The sequence below is a fragment of the Microbacterium elymi genome, assembly GCF_021582895.2.
GTDB lineage: Bacteria > Actinomycetota > Actinomycetes > Actinomycetales > Microbacteriaceae > Microbacterium > Microbacterium humicola.
The window spans coordinates 3,473,815-3,498,408 of record NZ_CP091139.2; the positions used below are offsets into that span (position 1 = coordinate 3,473,815).

A 24,594-nucleotide genomic window follows, 5' to 3' on the forward strand; every position below is an offset into this window, starting at 1 on the left:
GCTGCCCACGCAGCTGGACACTCCGGGCGAAGCCGACACCTGGGTGCGCGGCGTCGTGTCGTCCGGCGTCGTCCTCGGGGTGGGCGGACTGGCCGGCATCATCGCCGGCCCGTGGTCGGGCGCCCTGTCGGACCGGACGCGTACGCGATGGGGGAGGCGTCGTCCCTGGGCGCTGGGCGGCAGCTGGCTGACCGCCCTGTGCCTGCTGCTGACCGGGTGGGCGCAGGGTCCGGTGCTGATCGGCCTCGCCTGGACCGGCGTCGCCGTGGGCATCGCCGTGGCCTCGGCGGCCTTCACCGCCCTGATCGCCGACCAGCTGCCCGACTCCCAGCGGGGCGCGGCCTCCGCCGCGGCCAGCTCTTCGCAGGCCGTGGGCATCGTGCTCGGCGTCGGCGCGGTCGTCCTGCTCGGGCTGAGCATCGTGGCCGGCTACGTCGTGCTGGCGGCATTCGTCGCGGTCGCCGGCACGATCACCGCGATCGCGCTGCCGGACCCGGATGTCCCGGCCCGGGCGCCGCGCACGCGTCGCGGCGTGCCGTGGGAATCGCTGCGGGACCGCGACTTCGGCTGGGTGGTGTGGGGACGGTTCGTCACCAACGTCGGCAATGCGCTGCCGACGACGCTGTTCCTGTTCTTCCTGATGTACGGCCTCGGCCAGCCGAGCGCGCTGGCCCAGGACAACCTGCTGCTCGTGATCGTGGTCTACACGATCTTCGTGGTGGCCGCCTCGGTGCTGGCCGGATGGTGGTCCGACCGCACCGGCCGCCGCCGCGGGCTGACCGTGGCATCCGGTCTCGTCCAGGCCGCGGCCGCCGTCATCATCGCCGTCGCGCCGTCGTTCACCACCACGATGATCGCCGCCGCCCTGCTCGGCGTCGGCTACGGCGCGTTCTCGACGGTCGGGCTCGCGTTCGCCACCGACCTCCTGCCGCACGCCGACGACCACGCCCGCGACATGGGCCTGGTCAACACCGCCGCCGCGCTCGGCCAGCTGGTCGGTCCGCTGGTGGGCGCCGCGCTCGTGGCCGCGGTGGGCGGGTTCTGGCGCTGCTCGTGGTCAGCACGGTGCTGTCGGCGGCCGGCGCGATCATGTCGGGATTCGCGCGGGATCGCTCGCTGCGATCGTCGCCACGGCCAGATCCAGCAGTGCGTTGAACACGCGCGGCCGCATGGCCGTGACCAGATGCGTGGTGCGCGGCACGACGATCAGCTCGGCGTGCGGCGCGAGCGTGCAGAACAGCCGCTCGTTCAGGCGCAAGCTGGTCGAACTCGCCGTTGATGAACCACAGCGGGATCCGGATGCGGCCGACCGCCTTCAGCAGATCCAGGACGGACAGGCTCTTCAGCGCCACGTCCTGCGCGGCGAACGCATAGCCGCCCGCGCCGAAGTCGGCACGGGTCTCTTCGGCAGCGTCAGCTGCAGCACCCGGTCGGCCAGCCACTGTCCCTGGTGCGGCAGCCCGTTCATGCCGCGGGCCAGGAGCCGATAGGCCGACAGGCCCAGTCCGCGCGGGATCGCCGTGCACGATGCGGCGATGAAGGCCGCCACCGGCGGCGGCTGCCGCTGCCCGACGTACGCCGTGCACAGCAGACCGCCCATGGAGTGCCCGACCAGGAGCACTGGTCCGCGAGCCGCGGCATCCGTCACCGCGGCATCGATCGTGGCGAACGCCTCGTCCAGCGTGAACGGCTCGGTCATCCGGGTGCCGTGCCCGGGCAGATCCACCGCGGTCACCGGGATGCCGTGCGAGTCCAGATGCGCCACCTGGGCGCGCCACATGGTCGCGGAGGTGCGGATACCGTGCACCAGCACCGCCTGGACCGTCATGAAGCCAGGCTAGAACCTGTCGATGCCGATTCGCCGGATCCGGCCGCCCCCGTACAATCAAGAGGACATGTCACCACGCGCCCTCACCTCGCTCGAGCCGTCCGCGACGCCGCCGGCGCAGATCCGCAACTTCTGCATCATCGCGCACATCGACCACGGCAAGTCGACGCTGGCCGACCGGATGCTGCAGATCACCGGCGTGGTCTCGGATCGCGACATGCGCGCGCAGTACCTGGACCGGATGGACATCGAGCGCGAGCGCGGCATCACGATCAAGAGCCAGGCGGTGCGGATGCCGTGGGCCGGGGCAACCGGAACCTACGCGCTGAACATGATCGACACCCCCGGGCACGTCGACTTCACCTACGAGGTGTCCCGGTCGCTGGCCGCCTGCGAGGGCGCGATCCTGCTGGTGGATGCCGCGCAGGGGATCGAGGCGCAGACGCTGGCGAACCTCTACCTGGCGCTGGACAACGACCTGCACATCATCCCCGTGCTGAACAAGATCGACCTGCCCGCCGCCGACCCGGACCGGTTCGCAGCCGAGCTGGCGAACCTGATCGGCGGCAAGCCCGGACGACGTGATGCGCGTGTCGGGCAAGACCGGGCAGGGCGTCGAAGAGCTGCTGGATCGCATCGTGGCCGAGATCCCCGCGCCGTCCGGCGACGCCGAGGCGCCGGCCCGCGCCATGATCTTCGACTCGGTGTACGACGCCTACCGCGGCGTCGTCACCTATGTGCGGATGATCGACGGCACGCTGGCGCCGCGCCAGCGCGTGCAGATGATGTCCACCCGCGCGACGCATGAACTGCTCGAGATCGGCGTGTCCAGCCCCGAGCCGGTGCCCTCCCGCGGACTCGGCGTCGGCGAGGTCGGGTATCTGATCACCGGAGTGAAGGACGTGCGCCAGTCGAAGGTCGGCGACACGGTCACCGACGCGCGCAAGCCCGCGCAGCAGGCGCTGCCGGGCTACACCGATCCCAAGCCGATGGTGTTCAGCGGACTGTACCCGATCGACGCCAGCGACTACTCCGAGCTTGCGCGAGGCGCTGGACAAGCTGAAGCTCTCGGATGCGGCGCTGGTCTACGAGCCCGAGACCTCGGTCGCCCTCGGGTTCGGCTTCCGCTTGCGGGTTTCTGGGGTCGCTGCACCTCGAGATCGTGACCGAGCGGCTCTCGCGCGAGTTCGACCTCGACCTGATCACCACCGCGCCGAGTGTGATCTACGAGGTGACCACCGACACCGGCGAACAGGTCACCGTCACCAACCCCAGCGAGTACCCGGACGGGCGCGTCGCCACCGTGGCCGAGCCGATGGTCACGGCCGCCATCCTCCTGCCGAAGGACTATGTCGGCGCCGTCATGGAGCTGTGCCAGAACCGGCGGGCAGCCTGCTGGGAATGGACTACTTCTCCGAGGAGCGGGTCGAGCTGCGCTACAACATCCCGCTCGGCGAGATCGTGTTCGACTTCTTCGACCAGCTCAAGAGCCGCACGCAGGGGTACGCGTCGCTGGACTACGAGCCCAACGGCACGCAGGAGGCCGATCTGGTGAAGGTCGACATCCTGCTGCAGGGTGAGCGGGTGGATGCCTTCAGCTCGATCGTGCACCGGGACAAGGCGTACGCCTACGGCACGCTGATGACCGAGCGGCTGCGCAAGCTGATCCCGCGTCAGCAGTTCGAGGTGCCGATCCAGGCCGCGATCGGCGCCCGCATCATCGCCCGGGAGAACATCCGCGCGATCCGCAAGGACGTGCTGGCCAAGTGCTACGGCGGCGACATCTCGCGCAAGCGCAAGCTCCTGGAGAAGCAGAAGGAGGGCAAGAAGCGGATGAAGATGGTCGGCCGCGTCGAAGTCCCCCAAGAGGCGTTCATCGCCGCGCTCTCGGGGGACATCGAAGGCAAGGACAAGAAGTAGCCGGACCGGTCTCTGCCGCGCGCGATGCCGCAAGCGCGGGTGGGCATGACGCGCGCCGGCGCCGCATGGCGCCGACCGAGCTCACCGACCGGAAGCGCGATGTGCTGATCGCCATCGCCGAGCCCGGCCGACCGGACGCGTGACCGGGATGTGCACGGTGCTCCCAGCCGGACCTGAGTAGGCTGAAACGCATGCGCCGAGGGACCTTCCGGGACGAGACGGTGGACTACGCCGCGGTCGGGGCCACGCAGGCTCCGGACCTGATGCAGTACCCGCCCGAGCGCAGTGTGCCCGCCCACGAGACGTGGCGGATCGGCAGCGGTCAGACCCGCTTCGAGGCGGCCACCGAGGCGCTGCTGTCGTGGCGCGCCCAGCGTGACGGCGGCCTCACCGTGACCGACGTCCGGCCCGCCGCGGGGCCGATGTACACCGGGGTGAGCTTCGACCATGAGGGGCATCCGATCGCCCCGAGCCGGCAGGAGGCCGATCAGCGCTTCGACGCCGACGGGACGCCGTGGGTGGGCTCGGGGACGACCCTGCGCCTGCACGGACGCGTGAACGGCATGAAGGCCGACGCCGAGCTGCGGGTCATCTTCGTGGTCGAGGAGCCGCGCCGCGTGGGCTTCGCCCTCGGCACGGTCGCCGACTCCGTCGTCAGCGGCGAGGAGTCATTCATGATCGACTGGCTCGACAACGACGAGGTGTGGTTCACGGTGCGCGCCTTCGACGCCCCGCGCTCGTTCTTCTACCGGATGCTGCCGACGCTGGTCAAGCGCCGCCGCCGGGCCCTGTCCCAGCGGTACCTGCGGGCGATCTCGCCGCTGTACTCGACGTCGGCCTGATGGGCTCCGCCCTGCCCGACGGCGACCCCGCCCCGAGCGACGGCGCCCTGCCGGTCGATCTGCCGGTGAACGCGCACACCCCGTTCAGCGTGTACCTGCACGTCCCGTTCTGCCGCGTGCGCTGCGGCTACTGCGACTTCAACACCTACACCGCCACCGAGCTGCGCGGTGCCCGCCAGGACCAGTACGCCGACACCCTGCTGCGCGAGGTGACCCTGGCCCGCGGCATCCTCTCCGAGGCCGGCCCCGTGCGACCGGCGTCCACCGTCTTCTTCGGCGGCGGCACGCCCACCCTGCTGCCGCCGGGCGACCTCGCGCGCATGCTCGACGGGGTGCGCGAGGAGTTCGGACTGACCGAAGACGCCGAGATCACCGTCGAGGCGAACCCCGACACGGTGACGGAGGCGGTGGCCGCCATACTGGCCGCCGCCGGGGTGACGCGGCTGTCGGTGGGGATGCAGTCCGCGGTCGGGCCTGTGCTGCAGGCGCTGGACCGCACGCACGACCCCGCCAACGTGCGCACCGCGGTCGCCGCCGCCCGCAGCGCGGGGCTCGATGTCAGCGTCGACCTGATCTACGGGGCGCCCGGCGAATCGCTGGACGATTGGCGGTGCTCGATCGAGACGGCGCTCGGGCTCGAGCCCGACCACATCTCGGCGTACGCGCTCATCATCGAGCAGGGCACGAAGCTGGCCCGGCAGATCCGCCGGGGCGAGGCGCCGGCCCCCGACGACGATCTGCAGGCCGATATGTACGAGCTGGCGGACGGGATGCTGGAGACCGCCGGGTACGACTGGTACGAGGTGTCGAACTGGGCACGCGGCGCCGCGCACCGCTCCCGCCACAACCTGGCCTACTGGCGCGGGCACGACTGGTGGGGCTTCGGCCCCGGCGCGCACAGCCACGTCGCCGGGCTGCGGTGGTGGAACGTGAAGCATCCGGCGGCGTACGCGCAGCGGGTGGCGGCCGGGCAGTCGCCGGCCGCCGGCCGGGAGCGGCCGGATGCGGCCGCCCGACGGCTCGAGGCGGTGCTCCTGCGCACCCGGATCCGCGAGGGCATGCCCACCGCGGAGCTGCCGGCGTCGCGGCGTCCGGCGGTGGCCGGGCTGATCGCCGACGGACTGATCGACGGCGGCGAGGCGCTGCACGGACGCGTCGTGCTCACCCGGCGCGGGCGGCTGCTGGCGGATGCCGTGGTGCGCGCGCTCACCGAGTGAGGGGACACCGGCCGGTCCCGCACCTGCCCATCAGCGAACTTCGGTAGAATTGGCACTCGGAGAACCCGAGTGCCGGCAGCGCGGACGGAAGGGAGCACGAATGGTCAGCGAGCGCGGACTGCAGGTCCTGCAGGCCATCGTGCAGGACTTCGTCGAGACCCGCGAGCCCGTCGGCAGCAAGCGGATCGTGGACCGGCATGCGTTCGGCGTCTCGGCGGCGACGATCCGCAACGACATGGCGCTGCTCGAGGACGAGGAGCTGATCGAGGCTCCGCACACCTCGTCCGGTCGGGTGCCGACCGACAAGGGCTATCGGGTCTTCGTCGACCACCTGGCTCGCCTGCGCCCGCTCACCTCCGCTCAGCGCGCGGCGATCAGCGTGTTCCTGGACGGCTCCACCGACCTCGACGACGTGCTCTCGCGCACGGTCCGCGCCCTCACCCGGCTGACCGGGCAGGTGGCGATCGTGCAGTATCCGTCGTTCGCCCGGGCGGATGTCTCGCACGTGGAGATCGTCGATCTCGGCGGTCGGGTGCTGGTCATCCTGGTCACCGACACCGGTCGCGTCTCGCAGCGGGTGGTCTCGCTGCCGGACGGCGCCGAGCCGGCCGAGGTCGCACACGTGCGCGCCCGGGTCTCCGCGCTGGTCACCGGGAGGAGCGTCCGCGACGGCGCCCAGGCGGTGGCCGCGGCCCTGCCGCTGCATCAGGCGCCCGCCGACGCGGTGCTCGTGGCCGTGCTGCGGGTGGTCGCCGAGGAGCTCGAGGAGTTCCGCCAGGACCGGCTGCTGATGGCCGGGGCCGCGAACCTGGCCCGCAGCGAAGCCGATTTCCGCGGGAGCATCTACCCGCTGCTGGAGGCCATCGAGGAGCAGGTCACCCTGCTCCGGCTGATGAGCGAGATGGTCGCCGACCGGGAGGGGCTGGCCGCCTCGATCGGGCGCGAGAACGAGGCGTTCGGCCTGGCCGAGGCATCCATCGTCACCGGCGATTACGACGCGACCGGCGCGCGGGCGCGACTCGGGGTGCTGGGTCCGACCCGGATGGACTACCCCACCAACCTCGCGGCGGTTCGCGCCGTCGCGCACTATCTGAGCCAACTGCTCGAAGACGACGAATCGTCGCGCTGAGCGCACGGAACACAGGACGATCCCGCGCCGGCGGCGTGGGCAGGAAGGCGATTGTGGCGGACCAGGACCATTACGCAGTACTGGGCGTGTCGCGGGACGCGACCCCGGACGAGATCAAGAAGGCGTACCGCCGGCTGGCCAGAGAACTGCACCCCGACGTGAATCCGGGCGCCGACGCCGAGGAGCGGTTCAAGACCGTCACCCACGCGTACGACGTGCTCAGCGATCCCGAGCAGCGCCGACGCTACGACATGGGCGGCGATTCGCCGTTCGGCGGGCAGGCCGGCTTCGGCGGGTTCAGCGACATCTTCGAGACGTTCTTCGGCGCGGCCGGCGGCGGCGGCCGAGGCGGCCGTCCGCGCTCGCGGCGCGAGCGCGGACAGGACGCGCTGGTGCGCGTCGAGCTCGACCTGGGCGATGTCGTGTTCGGCACGCACCGCGACATCGAGGTCGACACCGCGGTGCTCTGCGAGACGTGCGACGGATCGTGCTGTCAGCCGGGCACCTCGCCGGTCACCTGCGAGATCTGCCACGGCACCGGCAACGTGCAGCGCACGGTTCGCAGCCTCCTCGGCAACGTCGTCACCACCGTGCCGTGCACCGTCTGCCACGGGTACGGCACCACCATCCCGTACCCCTGCGCGACCTGCCAGGGCCAGGGACGCGTCCGCTCGCGGCGCACCGTCTCGGTCGACATCCCCGCCGGTGTCGAGTCGGGCTGCGACTGGCGCTGCCCGGCTCGGGCGAGGTGGGGCCGGCGGGCGGGCCCAACGGCGACCTGTACATCGAGGTCCATGTGGCCGCACATGACGTGTTCAGCCGCGACGGCGACGACCTGCTGGCCACGCTGGAGGTGTCGATGCCGGACGCGGTCCTGGGCACGACGACCACGATCGAGTCGCTGGACGGCCCGGTCGAGCTCGAGGTGCGGCCCGGCGTGCAGGGCGGCGACGTGCTGACCATCAAGGGGCGCGGCATCACCCCGTTGCGCGGCTCGCAGCGCGGCGACCTGCGGGTGGGCGTGCATGTGGTCACCCCCACCCGGCTGGATGCGAAGGAGCGCGCGCTGATCGAGGACTTCAAGAAGAAGACCAAGGCGCCCGGTCCGCACCTGGCCGAGTTCCAGCAGGGCCTGTTCGCGCGGCTGCGCGACCGGTTCCGGAACGGCTGATCCGTGCCCCTGCACTTCGTCACGACGGATGCCGCGACGGCGGCCGCCGGCGACGTGCTCACCCTGACCGGGGCCGAAGCGCATCACGCCGCCGCCGTGCGCCGGGTGCGGGCGGGCGAGCAGGTGACCCTCGGCGACGGGCGCGGCGTCTGGCTGGACGGACGCTGTACAGCCGTCGACCCCAAGCGGGTCGAGGTCGAGGTCACCGCACGCACGGATGTCCCCGCGCCGCGCCCCCGGCTCGTGCTGGCCCAGGCCTTGGCCAAGGGGGACCGCGACGAGCTCGCCGTGCAGGCGGCCACCGAACTCGGTGTGGACGAGGTGATCCCGTGGCAGGCGGCCCGCAGCGTGTCGCGATGGAACGATGCGAAGGCCGTGAAGGGCCGTGCACGCTGGGAGGCGATCGTCCGCGAGGCGGCCAAGCAGGCCCACCGCGCCTGGGTGCCCGAGGTCGCCGAGATCACCTCGACACCCCGGATCGCCGCGCGGGCGGCAGCATCCCACGTCATCGTGCTGGAGCCGACCGGCGAGGTGCGGCTCAGCGCCGTCGCGATCGATCCCGCACAAGGCGAGGTGGTGCTCGTGGTCGGCCCGGAGGGCGGAATCGCCGCGGACGAGCTGGCGCTGCTGGCCGATGCCGGCGCGACCATCGCCGCTCTCGGTGACACGGTCCTGCGCACCTCGACCGCCGGCCCCGCCGCTCTCGCGGTGGTCAGCACGATCCTCGGCCGCTGGTGAGGCTCGTTCATGTCGCAGGATAGTCTGCGCCGGCGCGCTGAATTCGCGGCGTGTTGACACGTTCGCTCCCGATCTTCCTGCGAGATGAACGCAGGAGGGGCGCTCAGTAGACTTGAGACATGAGCGAGCCCTCGATCTTCACCCGGATCCTGAACGGCGAGATCCCGTCTGAGATCATCGCCCAGACCGACACGCTGTTCGCGATCCGCGACATCGCGCCGAAGGCCCCGGTCCACCTGCTGGTGATCCCGAAGACGGAGCAGTACCGTGACGTCACCGAGCTGGCCGCCGGGGACCCCGGACTGCTGGTCGAGATGATCGCGCTGGCGAAGGAGCTGGCCGCCGCGCACGCGGACGGCGACTTCCGCCTCATCTTCAACACCGGCGCCGGTTCGGGGCAGACGGTGTTCCACGTGCACGCGCACGTGCTGGCCGGAGGACTGGACGAGAAGAGCATGAATGCCGGATGACGCGCCCGCCGTCGAGCGGATCTACGCCGACGGTGTCGCCATGGTGCAGCTGCTCGGTCCGCAGGATCGGCTGCCGGGTCGTCGAACGCGAGCATCCCGAGGTGGACGTGCACGTCCGCGGCAACGAGATCACCCTCACCGGTCCGCCCGAGCCGGTGGCCGCGGCGCGCCGCCTGGTCGACGAGCTGCTGGCTATGACCCGCTCCGGGCACGGGCTGGACCCGGTGGATGTCGTGACCTCGAACCGAATGCTGCAGGCCGACGACGGCCCGCGCCCGTCCGAGGTGCTGGGCGAGGCGATCCTCACATCCCGGGGGAAGGTGATCCGCCCCAAGACCGCCGGGCAGAAGGAGTACGTCGACGCGATCGACGAGAACACCATCGTGTTCGGGATCGGACCGGCCGGCACCGGCAAGACCTACCTGGCGATGGCGAAGGCCGTCCAGGCGCTTGCAGCGCAAGGAGGTCAGCCGCATCATCCTCAGCCGCCCGGCCATCGAGGCGGGGAGCGGCTCGGATTCCTGCCCGGCACCCTCACCGACAAGATCGACCCGTACCTGCGCCCGCTGTACGACGCGCTGAACGAGATGATGGACCCCGAGCTGGTGCCCAAGCTGATGGCCAGCGGCACCATCGAGGTCGCCCCGCTGGCGTATATGCGCGGCCGGACGCTCAATGACTCGTTCGTCGTGCTCGACGAAGCCCAGAACACGACGCCGGAGCAGATGAAGATGTTCCTGACCCGGCTCGGGTTCGGCACCCGCATGGTCGTGACCGGCGACATCACCCAGATCGACCTGCCCCAGTCCGCGTCCGGACTGCGCCTGGTCACCCGGGTGCTGGACGGGATCGAGGACATCCACTTCTCCACCCTGACCAGCAAGGATGTGGTGCGACACACGCTGGTGGGGCGGATCGTGGACGCCTACAGCGAGTACGACGAGCGGCGGCTCGCCGGGCGCCGCGAGCGCGACGAGGCCGAGGAGTTCGCCAACCGCGCCGAACGGCGCGGCGCGGCGCGGTCGCGCGGTCCGCGCGACCACATCCCGAAGCGAGGACGCTCATGACGATCGAGATCACCAACGAGTCCGGGGTCGTCGTCGACGAGGCGGCCCTGCTGCGGCTGATGGAGCACAATCTCGCCGAGCTTGCACGTGAGCCCGGACGCCGAGGTCGCCGTGCTGCTCGTCGACGAGGGCGCGATGGAGGCGCTGCACGTGCAGTGGATGGACGAGCCGGGCCCCACCGACGTGCTCAGCTTCCCGATGGACGAGCTGCGCCCGGGCTCCGAGGACGCTCCCACCCCGCCCGGCCTGCTCGGCGACATCGTGCTGTGCCCGCAGGTGGCCGAGGTGCAGGCCGAGGCGGCCAAGCACTCCACGCTGGACGAGCTGCTGCTGACCACGCACGGGCTCGCTGCACCTGCTCGGGTTCGACCACGCCGAGCCGGCCGAGGAACGGGAGATGTTCGGCCTGCAGCGTGATCTGCTGCTGAGCTTCCACACCGCCGAACGGCGGCGACCGCGCCCATGACCGCACTCCTGCTGCTGCTGGCCGCGGTGCTGCTGGTGGCTTTCGGCGGGCTCATGGCGGCGCTGGACGCCGCCATGAGCGTGACCGGCCGGCAGGACCTGGTCGAGCTCGCCGACGAGGGCGGCCGCGGCTCGGCGCAGCTGCGCCGGATCGCCGACGACGCCGACGCGCACCTGCAGGCGGTGGTGTTCATCCGCGTGCTCGCCGAGACGACCGCGGCGGTCCTGGTGACGGTGGCGTTCACCATCCTGTTCGCCAACATCTGGTGGGCGATGCTGGCGGCCGCGCTCCTGATGACCGGCATCTCGTTCGTCCTGGTCGGAGCCAGTCCCCGCTCGGTGGGCCGGCGGCACGCGCGGGGACTGCTGCGGGCAGCGCCCGGGTCATCCGCGGCCTGCGCATCATCCTCGGCCCGATCGTGCACGGCCTGATCGCCCTCGGCAACCGGGTCACGCCCGGGGTGCGCGGGGGGCGTCCTTCGCCAACGAGGAGCAGCCTGCCGAGCATGGTCGACGAGGCCGCGTCGCAGGATCTCATCGAGGAGGACGACCGCGACCTCATCCACTCGGTGTTCGACTTCACCGACACGTTCGTGCGCGCCGTCATGGTGCCGCGCACCGACATGGTCACGGTGGATGCCTCCTCCACCGCCCGCGAGGCGATGAGCGTCTTCCTCGAGCGGGGCGTCTCGCGCATCCCGATCGTGGACGACGAGGCCGACGACGTCGTGGGCGTGCTGTACCTGAAGGACCTCGTGCTGATCAGCTATCGCGACGAGGCGGGGTGGGGGATGCCCCGGTCCGCACGATCGCCCGACCTCCGGTGTTCGTTCCCGAGTCGATGCGCGCCGAGACGCTCGCAGCAGATGAAGCGCGATGCCGTGCACGTGTGCATGGTCGTGGACGAGTACGGCGGGGTCGCGGGGCTGGTGACCCTGGAGGATCTGATCGAGGAGCTCGTCGGCGAGATCGCCGACGAGTACGACCCGCGTACGGCGGAGCTGGTCGAGATCGAGCCGGGACGCTACCGGGTCAGCTCGCGGCTGCCGGTCGCCGACGTGGGCGAGCTGTTCGGGCTGGACCTCGAGGACGAGGACGTCGATTCGATCGGGGGTCTGCTCGGCAAGGCGCTGGGCCGCATCCGCGAGCCGGGGGCGACGGCCGAGTACGACGGACTGCGGCTGACCGGGGGCGCTTCGCGCGGCCGCGGCCGGGGGATCGCGACGGTGTTCGTGGAGCGGGCGGCGCCGGCGGCGCGCGCCCCCGAGGAGACGAGGGACAGATGAGCGACATCCGGTGCGGATTCGTGACGTTCGTGGGACGCCCGAACGTCGGCAAGTCGACGCTGACCAACGCCCTCGTGGGCGAGAAGGTGGCGATCACCAGCGAGAAGCCGCAGACCACGCGGCGCGCGATCCGCGGCATCCTCAACCGCCCCGACGGGCAGCTGATCATCGTGGACACCCCCGGCATCCACCGCCCCCGGACCCTGCTCGGACAGCGGCTGAACGACCTCGTCGAGCAGGTGCTCGGCGACGTGGACGTCATCGCGTTCTGCGTGCCGGCCGACGAGAAGGTCGGCCCCGGCGACCGGCGGATCGCGGCATCCCTGGACGGCTACCCACGCGCCAAGAAGATCGCACTCGTGACCAAGACCGACTCCGCGAGCCGGGACGAGATCGCCGAGCGGCTGGTCGAGGTGGACGCGCTGCGGGAGGACTGGGCCGCGGTGATCCCGCTGTCGGCCCTGACCCGCGACCAGCTGGGCGTGCTGACCGGCGAGCTGCTGGCGCTGATGCCGACGGGGCCCGCACTGTACCCCGACGGCGTCGTCACCGACGAGAGCGTGGAGGATCGCGTCGCCGAGATCATCCGGGAGGCCGCGCTGGAGGGCGTGCGCGACGAGCTGCCGCACTCGATCGCGGTGATGATCCAGGAGATGGCGCCGCGCGAGGACAGCGACCTGACCGACGTGTTCGCCGACATCGTGGTCGAACGCGACAGCCAGAAGGCGATCATCATCGGCCACAAGGGGACGCGACTGCGCGACGTCGGCGCCCGCGCCCGTGCCGGCATCGAACCGCTGGTGGGCACCCGGGTGTTCCTGTTGCTGCACGTGCGGGTGGCCAAGGAATGGCAGCGCGACCCGAAGCAGCTGGGCCGGCTCGGCTTCTGACCGCTCCGGTGCGGCCCGTGGGTCCCGCCGAGCGCCGGCGGAGGTGTATTGTGAAGCCATGCGTGCAGGCTTCCTGCTTCTCCTTCAGCCTGCCGCGGCGAGTCCTCGTTCTAGGGCCTTCCTCGTCGCGGAGCTCGTCGTTGGCCCGCAATTCTGACGAGAGAATGAGCCGCACATGAAGAACAATCAGAAGCCCTCGAGCCTGCCGATCCACCGGTATCGCCCGTTCCATGAGCAGATCCGGGTCGAGCTGCCCGACCGCACCTGGCCGACCAAGCGCATCACCGCCGCCCCGCGCTGGTGCGCGGTCGACCTGCGCGACGGCAACCAGGCGCTCATCGACCCGATGAGCCCCGAGCGCAAGCGGATCATGTTCGAGCTGCTCGTGCGGATGGGCTACAAGGAGATCGAGGTCGGGTTCCCCTCGGCCAGCCAGACCGACTTCGACTTCGTCCGGCAGCTGATCGAGCAGGACATGATCCCGGACGATGTGACGATCCAGGTGCTGACCCAGTCTCGCCAGCACCTGATCGAGCGCACCTACGAGGCGATCGCCGGCGCGAAGCAGGCCATCGTCCACCTGTACAACTCCACCAGCATCGTGCAGCGCGAGGTCGTGTTCCGCACCGACCAGCAGGGCATCGTCGACATCGCGCTGGAGGGCGCCCGGCTGTGCCGCGAGTACGAGAAGCGCGTCCCCGAGACCGTGGTCTACTACGAGTATTCGCCGGAGAGCTACACCGGCACCGAGCTGGAGTTCGCCGCCGACATCTGCAACCAGGTGCTCGACGTGTTCGAGCCGACGCCCTCCCGCAAGGTCATCATCAACCTGCCCGCCACCGTCGAGATGGCCACGCCGAACGTGTACGCGGACTCGATCGAGTGGATGAACCGACACCTGAACCACCGCGAGAACGTCATCCTCTCGCTGCATCCGCACAACGACCGCGGCACCGCGGTGGCCGCCGCCGAGCTGGGCTACATGGCCGGGGCGGACCGCATCGAGGGATGCCTGTTCGGCAACGGCGAGCGCACCGGCAACGTCGACCTGGTCACGCTCGGGGTCAACCTGTTCACGCAGGGCATCGACCCGCAGATCGATTTCGGCGACATCGACCAGGTGAAGCGGACGGTCGAGTACTGCAACCAGCTGCCGGTCCCCGAACGCAGTCCGTGGGGCGGCGACCTGGTCTTCACCGCGTTCAGCGGCTCGCACCAGGACGCCATCAAGAAGGGCTTCGAGGCCATGGAGGCCCGTGCCGAGGCGGCCGGGGTCACCGTCGACGACATCGACTGGGCCGTGCCGTACCTGCCGGTGGATCCGAAGGACCTGGGTCGTTCGTACGAGGCCGTCATCCGGGTCAACTCGCAGTCGGGCAAGGGCGGTGTCGCGTACCTGCTGAAGACCGACCACTCGCTGGATCTGCCCCGCAAGCTCCAGATCGAGTTCTCCGGAGTGGTGCAGTCCAAGACGGATGCCGAGGGCGGCGAGGTCACCAGCGACGAGATCTGGCAGATCTTCACGGACGAGTACCTGCCGGTGGACGACGCCGACGCGCGCTGGGGGCGGTTCGAGCTGCTGAGCACGCGCACCTCCAGCGACATGACCGGGGACGTCTCGCTGGACGTCCGGCTGCGCGACGGCGATGTCGAAGTGGAGGCACACGGGGTCGGCAACGGCCCGGTCGCGGCGTTCCTCGAGGTGCTGCGCGCCGAAGGCGTGGACGTCACCCTGTACGACTACGTCGAGCACACGCTCAGCGCCAGTGGCGACGCCCAGGCGGCGGCCTATGTGGAGCTGCAGATCGGCGATCAGCGCCTGTGGGGCGTCGGCGTCGACGGCGACATCTCGACCGCGTCGCTGAAGGCGATCGTCTCCAGCGTGAACCGCTCGATCCGCGCACGCGAGCAGGCACCGGCCCTCGCCGGCGTCTGAGTCGCGGCGCGGTCCGGGGCAGGTCTCAGTCCGTCTCGGGCCGCACGATCGGGATCGCGGAGGTCTCCACCGCCACCTTGCGCCGGTGCAGCACGCGCTGCTCGGGCAGGGACACGTCGAAGATCACCGCGAGCAGCCGGATGACGGCGGTCACCGCGATCCCGACGGCCGCCGCCGCGACCAGCCCCACGCCGAACGCGTGCAGGCCGGCCAGGGCGAGGCATCCGGCACCGGCGGCGACGGCGTACAGCGACCCGACGTGCATGATCGCGACGGGAAGTCCCACGAGGACATCGCGCAGGACGCCGCCGCCGACGGCCGCGCACACCCCCACGAAGACGGCGGGCACGAGCGGAAGCCCCAACGACAGGGCCTTGCTCGTTCCGAACGCGCCGAACAGAGCGATCACGACGGCGTCCAGGCCCACGATCACCCCGTTCAGCTTTGCCAGCGGCGCGGCCAGGAGCATCCCCACGAGGGAGGCGCCGGTCGCCGTGAGGAGGTACCAGTTGCTCTGCAGCGTCGTCGGAGTGACATTCAGCAGCAGATCGCGGATGAGGCCGCCGCCCATGCCCACCATGATCCCGATGATGGCCACGCCGAGGAAGTCGAGGCGTCGCTGGCCGCGGAATCCGGCGGCGAACAGGGCTCCCTGCAGACCGCCGAGCGCGACGGCGAGAAGGTCGGCCCACAATGGGATGAAGAAGATCGGGTCGGTCACGCCATCCATTGTCGTATGCCGCGGGATAATCGAGGGGTGCCCACCTATCGCGACGAGGTCGTGGTCCTGCGCACCCACAAGCTGGGTGAGGCGGACCGCATCCTGACGCTGCTCAGCCGACGGCACGGCAAGGTCCGCGCGGTGGCCAAGGGGGTGCGGCGCACCTCGTCCCGGTTCGGCGCGCGGCTCGAGCCGTTCATGGTCGCCGACGTGCAAGCTGTACGCGGGCCGGAACCTCGACATCGTGCAGCAGGCCGAGTCGCTCGGCGCGTACGGCGCCGACATCGCCGTGCACTACGACCGATACACCGCCGCCAGCGCCATGGTCGAGACCGCCGACCGGCTCAACGAGGCCGAGGCCACGCCGCAGCAGTACCTGCTGCTGGTGGGCGGGCTGCGCGCCCTGGCGCGCGGCGACCACGCGGCGCGCAGCATCCTCGATTCGTACCTCCTGCGGGCGATGGCGATGTCGGGGTGGGCGCCCGGCCTGTTCGACTGCGCGCGATGCGGTCTGCCCGGCCCGCACTCCTCGTTCGTGGCGCAGCTGGGCGGCATGGTGTGCCGGGACTGCGCACCGGTCGGCTCCGTGCGCGTGGACGGCACCACCGCGGATCTGCTGCAGGCGCTGATCGCCGGCGAGTGGGACGTGGTGGATGCCGCGGCCCCGGCCGCGACCGCCGCCTCGTCGGGTCTCGTGGCGGCCTACGCGCAATGGCATCTGGAGCGCGGCATCCGCGCGCTCGAGCACGTGCTGAACGAGCCGGCGGAGGAATCGCGCCGGTGACCCCCAAGCCGTACACGCACAAGGATGCCGTCCCGTACCGTCCCCTGGACTGGACCGGCGTGCACCCGCCGGAGTATCCGAAGGGGGCGGTGCCCGCCCATGTCGCGATCGTCATGGACGGCAACGGCCGGTGGGCCAACCGCCGCGGACTGCCGCGCATCGAAGGACACCGCACCGGTGAGCTGGCACTCCTGGACGTGGTGGCGGGGGCGATCCAGGCCGGCGTGAAGCACCTCTCGGTGTATGCGTTCTCGACCGAGAACTGGGCCCGCTCGCCGGATGAGGTGCGGTTCCTCATGGGGTTCAACCGCGAGGTGCTGCACCGCCGCCGCGACCAGCTCAACGAATGGGGCGTGCGCATCCGCTGGGCGGGACGCCGGCCGCGGCTGTGGGGGTCGGTGATCAACGAGCTGCAGCGCGCCGAGCGGCTGACTGCCGACAATGACACCCTCACCCTGACGATGTGCGTGAACTACGGGGGACGGGTCGAGCTCGTCGACGCGATGCGCTCGATCGCCGACGATGTGGCTGCGGGACGGCTCCGGCCGTCCGCGGTGAGCGAGAAGCTCGTGCGCCGACGGCTGTACATCCCCGACATGCCGGACGTCGATCTGTTCGTGCGCTCCTCGGGCGAGCAGCGCAGCTCGAACTTCCTGCTGTGGGAGTCGGCCTACGCCGAGTTCGTCTTCCTCGACACGCTGTGGCCCGACTTCACCCGCGAGCACCTCTGGCGCGCCATCGACCTGTACCTCGGGCGCGAACGCCGGTTCGGTGGGGCGGTGGACGCGCCCGACACCGACCTGTAGGAGCATTCGCGGGAATACACGCGCCGTGCCGGTCGGTTGCACCCGATGTGACTGAACCCATTTCGATCGACGTCTGGTCCGACATCGCCTGCCCCTGGTGCTACATCGGCAAGCGCAACCTGGAGAAGGGGCTGGCGGCGGCATCGGCCGACGCCGATGCGCCCGAGGTCGAGGTGGTGTTCCACTCCTTCGAGCTCTCGCCCGACACGCCCGTCGACTTCGACGGCGACGAATACGACTTCCTGGCCGGGCACAAGGGCATGGGCCGCGAGCAGGTGCAGCAGATGCTCGAGCGGGTCACCGCGGTCGCGGCCGACGCCGGGCTGGAGTACCGCTTCGACATCCTGAAGCACACCAACACCGTGAAGGCGCACGAGCTGCTGCACTTCGCCAAGGAGCAGGGCCGCCAGCACGAGATGGAGGAGCGGCTGATGGCCGCCTACTTCACCGAGGGTCGGCATGTGGGCCGGATCGACGAGCTCGTCGCCCTCGCCGAAGAGGCGGGGCTGGATGCCGCATCCGCCCGGGCCGCGCTGGAATCCGATCGGTACCTCGACGCGGTGGCCGCCGACCAGGCGCAGGCCGCCGCCTACGGCATCAGCGGCGTGCCGTTCTTCGTGATCGACGGCAAGTACGGCGTCAGCGGCGCCCAGCCGCCCGAGGCGTTCACTCAGATCGCCCGCCAGGTGTGGGACGAGCGGCGCGCCGAGGCCGCCGCCCGCTAGCTGTACCGGCTCAAGCTCTTGGCCGCAGTTGGCACCGTCTCGTTGCCTGGCGCAGATCACGGCGACGAGGGTCACCCGAGCCCGCCTCGTGCGCCGCGGTCTGCTCCACAGGGGTCGTCGGCGCGGACGGCGCAGGCGACGAGAGTCGGAATGAGGCCGCCAGTCCCAGAGCGAGAAAGCCTGCCGCGGCGAAGGCCACAAAGCGGGTGCCGTCGCTGAAGGCCTGACGGGCCTCCCCGCCCACCGTGGCATCCTTCTCGATCAGCCCGGGAATCGCCCCGCCCGCGCTGGTGACCACGGCGTCGACGATCTGGCTGCGCACGGTCTCGGCAGCGCCGTCGACGTCTGCGCCAGCGAGCTGCTCAGTACCGCGCCTGTCGACGAGAACAGGATGGTGCCGAGGATCGCGATGCCCAGTGCCGATCCGATCTGGCGTGCCGTGCTCGCCGTCCCCGAGCCCTGGCCGCTGCTGTCGACGGGCACGTCCTGCAGCACGACGCCGGTGAGCTGGGCCGTTGCCAGGCCGACGCCGATGCCGTAGACGAACAGGAACGGCACGATCGCCCACCACGCTGTGTGCGGCCCGATGATCAGGCCGAGTCCCACCACGCCAACGATCTCGGCCGCGATGCCGGCACGGACGATGATCGCCGGACGGGTGGAGCTGATGACGGCGGCCGACAGCCCGCTGGCCGCGAACGAGCCGAGCGCCAGTGCCAGCAGCGCCACGCCGGTCTGCAGCGCGCTGTAGCCGAGGACGTTCTGCAGCCACAGTGGCAGCGTGAGGATGATGCCGAACTCCCCGAGCGAGACGATCATCGCGGCGACGTTCCCGTTGCGGAATGACCTGATCGACAGCAGGTCGAAGGGAAGCATCGACGTGCGTCCGGCGCGGGTGCGGCGCAGACCGCGCCAGATGAGGGCTGCCGTCGCTGCGATGGCCAGCACGAAGACGAAGGGGATCGGCGAGATCTGCAGCGGCCAGGCGTGCCCCAGTACGGAGGGGATGTGGGCGGGTTCGGCGAGCCACCAGCCGTAGGTCCGACCCTCGATCAGCCCGAAGACGAGTGCGGCACTGGCGATGATGGACAGCACCGCGCCACCGATGTCGATGCCAGCTCGGCGCGAGTCCGTCGATTCGCGCGTGGTCAGCATGATTCCGATGGCGATGATCAGCCCGAGCGGGATGTTGATGCCGAACGCCCATCGCCACGAGAACGCCGTGGTGAGCCATCCGCCCAGGAGCGGACCGACCGCCACCATGCCGCCGATCGTCGAACCCCAGACGGCGAACGCGATTCCCCGCTCCCGGCCGCGGAAGGTCGCATTGATCAGAGAGAGCGTCGTCGGCAGCACCATGGCCCCACCCACGCCCTGCAGCACACGCGATGCGATCAGCAGATCGCCGGACGGCGACAGTGCGGCCAGAACTGACGCGACCGTGAACACGCCGACGCCGATGACGAGCATGCGTCGACGCCCCCACCGGTCGGCGAGCGTGCCGAACACCAGCGGCAGCGCCGCGAAAACGAGGGTGTAGCTCTCTTGCACCCACTGCACCTGGGTCGAGGTGATCCCCAGATCGTCGACGATCGAGGGGATCGCGACATTGACGATCGTCGAGTCGACGATGATGAGGGCCACCGCCAGGCTGATCGATACCAGCCCGATCCAGCGCCGTCGATCCGCGCTCATGAGTGGACCTTTCGCAGCGCCTGGACGCGACAGAGCGCCGTGACGATGATCACGGCGGCCGCCACGACGATCGCGGCGACAGCGGTGATCATCGAGTGCGGTGAGCCGTCCAGGCGCGCGACCGCGATCCACGCCAGCCCCCAGCTCAGCGACAGCATGGGCGAGATGCGGCCACGGCCGACCACCGCGAGCGTGATCGCGATGGCTCCGGTGATGACCAGGATGCCAGTCGACCAGGCTTCGGCAGGCAGTCCCCAGCCTGTGAATCCCGCGGCCACGAGCGTGGCGGCGATGGCCGCCGCGGTCGCCACCGACACCCAGCCGAGGTAGAGCCCGATCACGCCGTCGGTGAGGATCATGTCACCGATGCGGCGGGCCGGCGAGTGGACGGTGCGCGCGAACGCGACGGCCAGCACCGCCAGCAGCGCCACGATCACCACCACGCTCAGCGCCAGCAGATCCGCCTGAACGCTGAGGATCCATCCGGCGTTCAGCAGCAGCGATGCGGCCACGAGGTAGCCCAGCGCGCGCTGCCGTGAGCTGGTGGCCTGGGCGGGAAGTGCCTGCCAGATCGCGTAGCCGATCAGGCCGAGGTAGATGACGCTCCAGATCCCGAACGCCGGCACCGCGGGTGCCAGCAGGGTCGCATCGGCGCGGAGTGCGCCCCCGGCAGCGTCCTGGATGGCGGTTCCGCCGAAAGCTCCGGAGCCCACCGCGGCGCCGACGATCGCGACGACGGCGCAGACGACCACGACGATCTGCCTGGTTCGGTCACTCGTGCGGGTGTCTCTTCTCGATGTCATGTGCGGCATCCTTCCTCGATCCTTCCTCGAACAGAGATCAGCCCCGCGTGATCGCATACGCGATCAGGAGCATCGTGATGAAAAAACCGACCGCGTAGTTGAGCCAGATGAACCGACGCCACCCTCGGTTTGCCGCGGGTGAGCGGTCGTCGGTGATCGAGCGGAACGGGAACGCCGCCCACAGGTACGGGATCGCGGCGAGCGCCGCCAGCGGGCCAGGCCATGCCGTGAACAGCATGAGGACCCCGGCGGTCGTCCAGCAGGCCAAGGCGAACCGCACGGTCCAGCGGGCGCCCATGCCTGTGGCGATCGACCGAATGCCGCCCGCGCGGTCGGGGACGACGTCTTGGACCGCGCCGAACGCATGACTGGCGATTCCCCACAGGAAGAACGCCGCAAGCAGTGCGATCAGTGCGCCGGTCGGCCGCGCCCCCGCCAGCACGAACCCGTACACTGCGGGGCTGACGAAATGCGTGCTGGATGTCACCGAGTCCAGGAAGGGGCGCTCCTTGAAGCGCAGGCCGGGCACCGAGTAGGCGGCCACGGCGAACAGGCTCACCGCCAGCACCGCCCACGACGCCGGATCGCCGAGGACGACCAGCGCGACGACGAACGGCACGCACGAGGCGATGGCCGCGATCAGCACATCGCGATGCGCGCCGCGGTCCAGGACGGTGCCCTCCATCCCGCCCTTGCGCGGATTGGCAAGGTCCGAGGCGTAATCGAACACATCGTTGATGCCGTACATCGCGAGGTTGTACGGGACGAGAAAGAACACGACGCCGATGACGAAGGCGGCATCGATGCTACCGGAGGTCAGCAGATAGGCCGCGCCGAACGGGTATGCCGTGTTGATCCAGCTCACCGGCCGTGACACGGCCAGGATTTCACGCGTGCGCAGCGGCACAGGTTCAGCCACGGGTGCGCTGCCGTCCGAAGATCAGCCACAGGGCTGGCAGCAGCATCACTCCGGCCAGCGGGTAGGCGAAGTCCTCCACCGGCGCCAGCCCGATGCGCACCCCGGAGGTGGTCGCGTTCTGATAGGTCATCAGTCCCGAGGCGATCATCACGTTGTCGAAGATCGCCGTCAGTACGAGCAGCGCCACCGTCGCTACGGCGATCGGCACGCACCAGCGAACGATGAGCGCGCGCCGATCGGACTGCATCGCGAGCGCGAACGCCAGCACCGCGGCCGCGATGGCGAGAAAGACCAGACAGAGGATCAGGTAGGTCATGGCCGCTCCTTCCTGCGCCGCTGCGTGATCCGCCGCGAGCCCGCGATCAGGACCAGGGTGAGGTGGCACAGGAACGCCAGGAAGAACCCCTCTTCCAGAGGCAGCTCCGGCGCGAGCAGGATGCCGGTCATCACCGCGTTCTCGCCGCGGGCGAAGATCCCCAGCGCGATGCCGCACAGGTCCCAGGCCAGAAAGAAGACGATTCCGCAGGCCAGCACGGACCCCGCCATGCGCGCGCTCCGACCGAACACGAGGTGGAACCGCAGGTCGATGAGGATGCTGCCGCCCAGGCAGATGAGCAGGACGGTCAGGTACAGCAGGCTCACAGCGGTTCCGCCAGTCGCGCCGCCGAGGTGTCGCCGCGGAGTCGCTTGAGCACCAGCTCTGCGCTAATCAGGCACATCGGCAGGCCGATTCCGGGCAGCGTGCTCGAGCCGGCGTAGAGCAAGCCCGCAACCCGCGCAGACGCGTTCCGACCGCGCAGGAAAGCGCTCTGGCGCAGGGTGTGCGCCAGGCCCAGCGCCCCACCGCGCCACGAATTCAGGTCATCGGCGAAGTCGGCCGGGCCGATGGTGCGGCGCACGACGATGCGCTCGGCCAGGTCGGGGATGTCGGCCCACTCGACGATCTGCCGGATGGCACGGTCGGCCGTGGCCTCGACGTCGCCGGCCCCCGCCCCGGCGATCCCGCCGGCGCCGATCCCGGGGTCGGCAGGCACCGGAACGAGGATGAAGAGATTCTCGTCACCCTCCGGTGCGGCGCCCGGATCGGTCGCACTGGGGCGGCACACATAGATCGATGCGGGTGCGGGAATCGTGGTCGGGGGAGTGAAGATGGCCTCGAAGTTGGCCGTCCAGTCCCGGGTGAACAGCAGCGTGTGGTGCGCGAGCTCGGGCAGACCGCCCCGGACGCCGAGCATCACCAGGACCGCGCCCGGACCCGGATTGCGCTTTCGCCACCACTTCTCCGGAAAGGTGCGCAGGTCGGCCGGCAGGCTGCGTCTCGGTGTGGTGCAAATCGGCCGTCGAGACCACCACGTCTGCCGCGAAGTGGTGGGTGTGCCCGTCCGGTCCTGTCGCCGTCACGCCCGTGACCTGCGCGCGGCCGCCGGCTGCCGTCGTGTCGATCCCGACCACCCGCTGCCGGGTGCGGATGACCGCACCCGCACGCCGGGCAAGATCGGCGATGGCGTCGATCACGACCCCGAAACCGCCCTGGGGATACCAGACTCCGTCGTCGAGGTCGAGGTGGCTCATCAGGTGGTACAGGCTCGGGGCCAGCTTCGGCGATGCCCCCAAGAAGACGGAGGGATAGCCCAGGACCTGGCGCAACCGCCGATCCCGGAAATGCCTGCGCGATGAAGGAGTCCAGCGGCTGGAGCAGCAGTCGCGCCAGTCGTCCGGCGCGCGCGAGCAGTTCGGCCGAGATCAGTGGCCGATAGGACGCGTACGTGCTGTAGAGAAAACGGTCCACTGCGAGCCGATACGCCTCTGCCGCGGAGTCGAGGTACCGTTCCAGGCGGCGACCGGCACCTGGCTCAGCATGCTCGAACAGGTCGACATTCGTTGCCCGGCCGGGTTTTATCTGCAGCGGCGGGTCATCCCCCTCGAACAGCACCCGATATCCGGGATCCAGCCGACTCAGGTGCAGTTCCTGGTCGGTGCTGGTGCCCAGCAGGCGGAAGAAGTGGTCGAAGACCTCGGGCATCAGATACCACGAGGGTCCGGTGTCGAACCGGAACCCGTCCTGCTCCCAGCGGCCGGCGCGCCCGCCCAGCTGATCGCGGGACTCCAGCAGGGTGACGTCGTCGCCGTCGCGCGCCAGCAGCGCGGCCGTGGCCAGTCCTGCGATCCCGCCGCCGATCACCACCACCCGCCGGCCGGTCACGGCATCCTCCGCGGGCGCACGCCCAGGCGCGCGCGCACGAGGATGGTGAGCTTGTGGAGATTCGACACCCGCACCCGGGTGGAGAGCAGCCGGTTCGCGTCGGTCCGTCGCAAGCCGGCGCGACAGCGCCGAGAATAGAGCGTGTGCGGCGGTGACGGCGGCGCGGCAGCTGGGCGGGAGCTCGGCGATGGCGGCCGCTGCGACGTTCAAGTCGGCGTCGATGTCGTCGAGGATGCGGTGCTTGTCGGCCTCGCAGAGCTCGTCGGGACGGATACCGGGAAAGTAGCTGCGTCCCAGATCCTCCCAGTCCGCGGAGAGGTCGCGCAGGAAGTTCACCTTCTGGAACGCGGCGCCCAGGCGACGGGCGCCCTCCTCGAGCCGGCGCCGGGTCGCGGCGTCCACGGCGTCGTGGATGAGGAACGCGCGCAGGCACATCAGGCCGACGACCTCGGCGGAGCCGTGGATGTACTCGGCGACCTCTGGGACGGTGTACTCGGTGGACGTCACATCCCTGCACATCGACGCGAAGAACGGCGCGATCACGGTGTCGTCGATGCCTGCCTCGCGTGCGGTGTGCGCGAAGGCGTGCACGACGAGGTTCGCACTGTACCCGCCCGCGACCGCCTGCGCGGTCTCGGACTCGAGGGCATCCAGCAGGATTCGCTGTGCCCGCGGGTCCAGGCCAGCTTCGGCCGCCGCGCCGTCGACGACCTCATCGGCCACCCGGACGAGGGCATAGATGTTCCGCACGTGCGTGCGGGTGACCCGATCGAACAGGTACGTCGCCATCCCGAACGATGTCGAGTACTCGCCGATGACGCCCGCCGCGCTGCGCTTGCGCACATCGCGTGTACTGAATGAGGTCGGTCGCAGCAGTCGTGCCGGTCACCATGATCGCGCCCCGGCTTCGTGCGCGATGGAGACCAGACGTTCGTGCAGCGCCCTGGCAGGGTCGCTTCGCGCAGGGCCGCCTCGGCGG

The 24,594-nt window shown here is 70.4% G+C and carries 19 protein-coding genes and 7 pseudogenes; 17 read left to right on the plus strand and 9 right to left on the minus strand.

Going from position 1 to position 24,594, the window contains the following annotated elements; all coding sequences use genetic code 11:
* Positions 1–79: 79 nt before the first annotated feature.
* A pseudogene (locus tag L2X98_RS18960) lies at positions 80–991 on the plus strand (MFS transporter); the annotation flags it as partial.
* Between the two features lie 96 nt (positions 992–1,087).
* On the opposite strand, the pseudogene L2X98_RS18965 reads toward L2X98_RS18960, so the two are convergent.
* Positions 1,088–1,828, minus strand: a pseudogene (locus L2X98_RS18965) (alpha/beta fold hydrolase).
* Between the two features lie 67 nt (positions 1,829–1,895).
* On the opposite strand from L2X98_RS18965, the pseudogene lepA reads away from it, so the two are divergent.
* From lepA to leuA, 13 genes and pseudogenes are all read left to right on the plus strand, one after another.
* Positions 1,896–3,748: pseudogene (gene lepA, locus L2X98_RS18970) on the plus strand (translation elongation factor 4).
* Positions 3,749–3,939: 191 nt separating this feature from the next.
* The gene (locus L2X98_RS18975) at positions 3,940–4,590 is read left to right on the plus strand and encodes a DUF1990 domain-containing protein (RefSeq protein WP_259611898.1); all 651 of its coding nucleotides are present in this window, start codon (positions 3,940–3,942) and stop codon (positions 4,588–4,590) included.
* A complete protein-coding gene (gene hemW, locus L2X98_RS18980) occupies positions 4,590–5,807 on the plus strand; it encodes a radical SAM family heme chaperone HemW (protein WP_259611899.1) in 1,218 nt (405 codons plus the stop codon). The genes L2X98_RS18975 and hemW overlap by 1 nt, the downstream gene beginning before the upstream one ends.
* Before the next feature lie 100 nt (positions 5,808–5,907).
* Positions 5,908–6,936 (plus strand): heat-inducible transcriptional repressor HrcA, encoded by a 1,029-nt coding sequence (gene hrcA, locus L2X98_RS18985; protein ID WP_259611900.1) that lies wholly within the window; start codon positions 5,908–5,910, stop codon positions 6,934–6,936.
* Between the two features lie 53 nt (positions 6,937–6,989).
* Positions 6,990–8,107: pseudogene (gene dnaJ / locus L2X98_RS18990) on the plus strand (molecular chaperone DnaJ).
* A gap of 3 nt (positions 8,108–8,110) precedes the next feature.
* Positions 8,111–8,845: a 16S rRNA (uracil(1498)-N(3))-methyltransferase gene (locus tag L2X98_RS18995; protein ID WP_259611901.1), complete on the plus strand. Its 735-nt coding sequence runs from the start codon at positions 8,111–8,113 to the stop codon at positions 8,843–8,845.
* Positions 8,846–8,964: 119 nt separating this feature from the next.
* The gene (locus tag L2X98_RS19000; protein ID WP_259611902.1) at positions 8,965–9,315 is read left to right on the plus strand and encodes an HIT domain-containing protein; all 351 of its coding nucleotides are present in this window, start codon (positions 8,965–8,967) and stop codon (positions 9,313–9,315) included.
* Between the two features lie 101 nt (positions 9,316–9,416).
* Positions 9,417–10,382: a PhoH family protein gene (locus tag L2X98_RS19005; protein WP_259611903.1), complete on the plus strand. Its 966-nt coding sequence runs from the start codon at positions 9,417–9,419 to the stop codon at positions 10,380–10,382.
* A pseudogene (ybeY, locus tag L2X98_RS19010) lies at positions 10,379–10,848 on the plus strand (rRNA maturation RNase YbeY). The gene L2X98_RS19005 and the pseudogene ybeY overlap by 4 nt, the downstream one beginning before the upstream one ends.
* A complete protein-coding gene (locus tag L2X98_RS19015; protein WP_259611904.1) occupies positions 10,845–11,279 on the plus strand; it encodes a DUF21 domain-containing protein in 435 nt (144 codons plus the stop codon). Before ybeY ends, L2X98_RS19015 begins: the two are co-directional and overlap by 4 nt.
* Positions 11,267–12,133, plus strand: coding sequence for a hemolysin family protein (locus L2X98_RS19020; protein ID WP_259611905.1), 867 nt, complete (start codon positions 11,267–11,269; stop codon positions 12,131–12,133). Before L2X98_RS19015 ends, L2X98_RS19020 begins: the two co-directional genes overlap by 13 nt.
* The gene (gene era, locus L2X98_RS19025) at positions 12,130–13,023 is read left to right on the plus strand and encodes a GTPase Era (RefSeq protein WP_259611906.1); all 894 of its coding nucleotides are present in this window, start codon (positions 12,130–12,132) and stop codon (positions 13,021–13,023) included. Before L2X98_RS19020 ends, era begins: the two co-directional genes overlap by 4 nt.
* A 175-nt stretch (positions 13,024–13,198) precedes the next feature.
* Positions 13,199–14,959, plus strand: coding sequence for a 2-isopropylmalate synthase (leuA, locus tag L2X98_RS19030; RefSeq protein ID WP_259611907.1), 1,761 nt, complete (start codon positions 13,199–13,201; stop codon positions 14,957–14,959).
* A gap of 25 nt (positions 14,960–14,984) precedes the next feature.
* On the opposite strand, the gene L2X98_RS19035 is transcribed toward leuA, so the two are convergent.
* Complete coding sequence (locus tag L2X98_RS19035; protein WP_435526226.1) at positions 14,985–15,689, minus strand: trimeric intracellular cation channel family protein; 705 nt, start codon at positions 15,687–15,689, stop codon at positions 14,985–14,987.
* 27 nt (positions 15,690–15,716) lie between these two features.
* On the opposite strand from L2X98_RS19035, the pseudogene recO reads away from it, so the two are divergent.
* From recO to L2X98_RS19050, 3 genes and pseudogenes are all read left to right on the plus strand, one after another.
* Positions 15,717–16,464: pseudogene (recO, locus tag L2X98_RS19040) on the plus strand (DNA repair protein RecO).
* Positions 16,461–17,270 carry an isoprenyl transferase gene (locus L2X98_RS19045; protein ID WP_259611909.1) on the plus strand — a complete coding sequence of 270 codons (810 nt, stop codon included), beginning with the start codon at positions 16,461–16,463 and terminating at the stop codon, positions 17,268–17,270. Before recO ends, L2X98_RS19045 begins: the two are co-directional and overlap by 4 nt.
* Before the next feature lie 47 nt (positions 17,271–17,317).
* Positions 17,318–17,995 (plus strand): DsbA family oxidoreductase, encoded by a 678-nt coding sequence (locus tag L2X98_RS19050; protein WP_259611910.1) that lies wholly within the window; start codon positions 17,318–17,320, stop codon positions 17,993–17,995.
* A gap of 261 nt (positions 17,996–18,256) precedes the next feature.
* Here L2X98_RS19050 and L2X98_RS19055 read toward each other — a convergent pair whose 3' ends face one another.
* The 7 genes and pseudogenes from L2X98_RS19055 to L2X98_RS21960 all read right to left on the minus strand — a co-directional run.
* Complete coding sequence (locus L2X98_RS19055; protein ID WP_354002853.1) at positions 18,257–19,690, minus strand: MFS transporter; 1,434 nt, start codon at positions 19,688–19,690, stop codon at positions 18,257–18,259.
* A complete protein-coding gene (locus L2X98_RS19060; RefSeq protein WP_259611911.1) occupies positions 19,687–20,493 on the minus strand; it encodes a TspO-related membrane protein in 807 nt (268 codons plus the stop codon). The genes L2X98_RS19055 and L2X98_RS19060 overlap by 4 nt, the downstream gene beginning before the upstream one ends.
* 37 nt (positions 20,494–20,530) lie before the next feature.
* Positions 20,531–21,400 carry a prenyltransferase gene (locus tag L2X98_RS19065; protein ID WP_259611912.1) on the minus strand — a complete coding sequence of 290 codons (870 nt, stop codon included), beginning with the start codon at positions 21,398–21,400 and terminating at the stop codon, positions 20,531–20,533.
* A 4-nt stretch (positions 21,401–21,404) separates the two neighbouring features.
* A complete protein-coding gene (locus tag L2X98_RS19070) occupies positions 21,405–21,728 on the minus strand; it encodes a lycopene cyclase domain-containing protein (RefSeq protein WP_259611913.1) in 324 nt (107 codons plus the stop codon).
* Positions 21,725–22,054 carry a lycopene cyclase domain-containing protein gene (locus tag L2X98_RS19075; protein ID WP_259611914.1) on the minus strand — a complete coding sequence of 110 codons (330 nt, stop codon included), beginning with the start codon at positions 22,052–22,054 and terminating at the stop codon, positions 21,725–21,727. Before L2X98_RS19075 ends, L2X98_RS19070 begins: the two co-directional genes overlap by 4 nt.
* Positions 22,055–22,471: 417 nt before the next feature.
* The gene (locus tag L2X98_RS21955) at positions 22,472–23,059 is read right to left on the minus strand and encodes an FAD-dependent oxidoreductase (protein WP_354003084.1); all 588 of its coding nucleotides are present in this window, start codon (positions 23,057–23,059) and stop codon (positions 22,472–22,474) included.
* Between the two features lie 307 nt (positions 23,060–23,366).
* Positions 23,367–24,404: pseudogene (locus L2X98_RS21960) on the minus strand (phytoene/squalene synthase family protein); the annotation flags it as partial.
* Positions 24,405–24,594: the final 190 nt, after the last annotated feature.